General features: G+C 65.8%; 2 protein-coding genes and 3 pseudogenes. 1 reads left to right on the forward strand and 4 read right to left on the reverse strand.

Annotation, left to right across the window (positions count from 1 at the left end; genetic code table 11):
- Positions 1 to 904 precede the first annotated feature (904 nt).
- Complete coding sequence (locus ACFV2J_RS02375) at positions 905 to 1,447, reverse strand: DUF6882 domain-containing protein (RefSeq protein WP_385097571.1); 543 nt, start codon at positions 1,445 to 1,447, stop codon at positions 905 to 907.
- A 118-nt stretch (positions 1,448 to 1,565) separates the two neighbouring features.
- Here ACFV2J_RS02375 and ACFV2J_RS02380 point away from each other — a divergent pair.
- Positions 1,566 to 1,757 (forward strand): annotated as a pseudogene (locus ACFV2J_RS02380) (SAM-dependent methyltransferase); the annotation flags it as partial.
- Between the two features lie 28 nt (positions 1,758 to 1,785).
- Here ACFV2J_RS02380 and ACFV2J_RS02385 read toward each other — a convergent pair.
- The 3 genes and pseudogenes from ACFV2J_RS02385 to ACFV2J_RS02395 all read right to left on the reverse strand — a co-directional run.
- Positions 1,786 to 2,313 (reverse strand): hypothetical protein, encoded by a 528-nt coding sequence (locus ACFV2J_RS02385; RefSeq protein WP_385437003.1) that lies wholly within the window; start codon positions 2,311 to 2,313, stop codon positions 1,786 to 1,788.
- Positions 2,314 to 2,331: 18 nt separating this feature from the next.
- Positions 2,332 to 2,529, reverse strand: a pseudogene (locus ACFV2J_RS02390) (NucA/NucB deoxyribonuclease domain-containing protein); the annotation flags it as partial.
- Positions 2,459 to 3,223 (reverse strand): annotated as a pseudogene (locus ACFV2J_RS02395) (hypothetical protein); the annotation flags it as partial. The pseudogenes ACFV2J_RS02395 and ACFV2J_RS02390, both read right to left, overlap by 71 nt.

The raw sequence follows: 3,223 nt of genomic DNA on the forward strand, positions 1-3,223 counted from the left end.
GCGCCGTGCGCGCGCGGGGCGCCCGCCCGCGCGGCGGCGCGGGCGCGGCGGCGGGGGGGGGGGCCCCCCCGCCGCCCCCCCCCCCCCCCCCCCCCACCACGGGTCCCCAGGGATCAGCGTCCTCCGGGGCCCGGCCCGTGCCCCTGGGCCCGCGCGCTCCGCAACCGTCGGCAACTCCTCAGATCGGAGCGGGCGGAACGATGCGGCGAATCTGATGCACACCAGAACCATGAAACCCAAGAAGCGTGCGATGTGGCAGTGCAGACACCCGAGTTGCCCGCCTCGACCAGATCCGAGCGGAAGGCACCTGCCGCCGCTGTGAAAAGCCCTTCCAAGCCACCCCGTGCCAGGGCTGCGGTGGATTTCGCATCGACGGCTCCTACGGCGTCCCCGGCACGCGCTACGAGAGGCTCCCGGACACCGTGAAGTGCTGGGACTGCGGACACCGCAACCCGCTGCGCGACCCCGGCCCGAAGTAGGAGGCCGCCAGGCACGCCCCGTTCGCAGGCGCTGCCCCGGCGCTCGGCTACAGGGATCCGCCCCGACGTCCTGATCCTCGACGCCTTCGCCATGCGCTAGATGACCGCCGCCCAGGCCGACGACCTCTACGAGCTGCTCAGCGAGCGGCAGGGACGATCCCTGATCATCACCAGCAACCGGGCACCCATCGACTGGTATCCCCTGTTCCCCAATCCCCGTCGTCGCCGAATCGCTCCTGGACCGGCTGATCAACACCAGCCACCAGGTCATCAAGAACGGCCCCAGCTATCGCTCCAACAAGCGCCCCAGGAACCCTATCGACAAGAACGGAACGACGACCGCGAAGGACAGCTGACCGCAGGAGTCTTCCGCTCGCGCCTGAGCACTGGGGCCCAGGCGTCGAGCTCCGCTCAGCTCTCCGGCGCTAGTCGATATTGATGTTGAAGTTGGAGACGCTGCCGTCGGCGGCGGTCAGAGTGACCGGACCGAAAGTGATGATCACGGCGGAGTTGCCTCCCGGGCCCCGGTAATAGCCGGTCGCCTCGGTGACCCGAACAGCCAAGGCCACAAGCGTCGCAGCGGCCTTCTCATCGGCCTCGATCTTCGGCTGGGCGAGAGCGGGATGCCCGTTGTCTGCTGCCCAGTCCCGGAAGCTGCGGGCGTCACGGCTCATGTCGGGGAGGATGCTCTTGTTGGCCCAGGCCCACAGCCACGAGCCCGAGCCGGGGCTGAAACTGCCGAGGATCTGCGCGGGTGCTGTCGCCGTCTTGTCAGGGAAGGTCCAGGTGATGATGCCGGTCGTCTGGTCCAGATCCCAGCGGTCCGCTGAACCCAGCCCCCAGGACATGTGGGCACGACCCAACTGTTCGATCATGTCTTCGCCCTGCAGCAGCAGGAGGCTCAAATCGGCTCGCTCCCCGGCCTGACCAGCACTCTCCGCCTCATCGACCCGCTTGAACATTCCCATGCCGCGGATTCTGCCAGAGGCCACTGACCAGTCGACAATGACCCCTCGTGAACAAAGAAAGCCAGGGAAACGGCGCCCAATGCTGTGCCAGGCCTATCGAACCGCTGAGGATGGTCGAATGACGATCACTTCGCAGGCCCGTTCCTTCGACAAGGCTGCCGCCAGCTATGCAGCGAACCGCCCTTCGTATCCGCCCGCCCTGCTCGATGCGGTCGAGGAACTCGCCAACCGCCCCTTAAATGGCGCCCGTGTCGCGGACATCGGCGCCGGCACGGGACTGGCAACTGCTCTCCTGCACGCCCGCGGTGCCTTCAGCGCCCGCGGCGGTGCAGAAGGTTTTACGGCTCGTCGTTGTCACTGGGTTCCAAGGCACGGCTGTAGGCGAGGTCCAGGACGTAGCGCTCGGTCACTGGGGGGTTGTTCCATGCCTCGGTGAGGTCGTCTTCGAAGGTGTCGTCGGTGGGGCGGTCGAGGGTGGTCTGGTAGTAGTCCCCGGTCGCCTGGCGGTTTTCCCACCAGGCGTGTCCGGTGTAGACACCCGAGCGGGGAAGGGACATTTCCCCGGCGGGGCCGTATTCCAGTTGGTTCACCACGAGAATCGCCGTCACCGACTCGATGCTGACGGGAACCGAGCCCTCAACTCCGGCAGGAGGAGGGGGAGGGCTGTCCCAGAGCCGGATGGCGACCTCGACGTCGATGTCGGGCTGCAGGCTTTGGATGTACAGGTGGTAGCCGTTGCCGGCTACCACCTGGGTGCGGGCGGCGGCCATAGCGTCGTCGTCACTGAGATAGGCGTCCGCGTCGTAGATCTCCACGACGCGGCGGCCGGGTGTGGCCTTGCACCTGTATTCGGCCAGGAGCGCCATGATGCCGCTGCCCTTCTGCTAGTCGGTGATCTTCATGTAAAAGGCGTCGCCGTCGAGGATCCGGTTGAGGGTGTACATCTGGTCGAGCTTGCTACCGCCGGTCTCATTGTCGGTGCCGTCGATCAGCCGGACGGAGAACCGGTTGTCACCCTTGGTCGAGCCCTCCTTGGCGGAGGCGTACGGGTACTCGTCGCACTGAAGATCCGTTCCCTTGTAGTCCCCTGTAGTCCCCCCACACCTTCTCGCATTCCTTGATCGATCGGGCGCGGTTCTTCTTCTGCTTCTCCTTGTCGACCAGCCGGTGCAGGGGCTCCTTCATGCCGGGGACGGTCTTGCCCGGCCAGGAGGGGAAGGTACATTCCGGTCGGTTGAGGGCGTCGTAGATGTGCAGCGCGCTCTCGTTGACCGCCGGATCCTTCTGGCTCAGCACGAGTTCCACCCTGGCCTGGGTAAAGACGGTGCCCAGGAACTTGCCGGCGATCTTTCCGGCGTAGTCGTAGCGGACGCTGGAGGTGTAGACGCTGCCGCCTTCGGTGAAGGGCGCGGCGTTGGGAGAGCTCGCGCTGAGGTCCGACGAAACGGTCGAGAAGACCTTCTGCTGGTTGCCTTGGTCGTACAGGGGGCCCTCGTCTGGGGACGTGTAGGAGAGGTTCCAGTGCGGCTGGCTGTCCCAGACGCCATTGATATCCCCTCGGCCGCCCCGAAGAACGGTCGACACCGCAGTCTGTCCGGCTCCCACTGAGCCTGCGATGTCGCGGATCGTTGGGGGTGGGGTTGGGGGGGGTGGGTGTGTGTTGGTGTTGTGGTTGTGGGGGGGTTTGTTGGGTCTGGTGGTGGTGTTGTGGCGTTTCTGGGGCGTAATACTAACTGTTGTGGTGTGTTTGTTTTTGTTTTTTTGGCTCAACGGTTC

This window comes from Streptomyces sp. NPDC059668 (genome assembly GCF_042734135.1).
In the GTDB taxonomy this organism is placed as follows: domain Bacteria; phylum Actinomycetota; class Actinomycetes; order Streptomycetales; family Streptomycetaceae; genus Streptomyces.

Coding starts and splice junctions, on each gene's coding strand:
- ACFV2J_RS02385 (WP_385437003.1), bottom strand. CDS start 2,313: ATGGCGCTCCTGGCCGAATACAGGTGCAAGGCCACACCCGGCCGCCGC.
- ACFV2J_RS02375 (WP_385097571.1), bottom strand. CDS start 1,447: ATGGGAATGTTCAAGCGGGTCGATGAGGCGGAGAGTGCTGGTCAGGCC.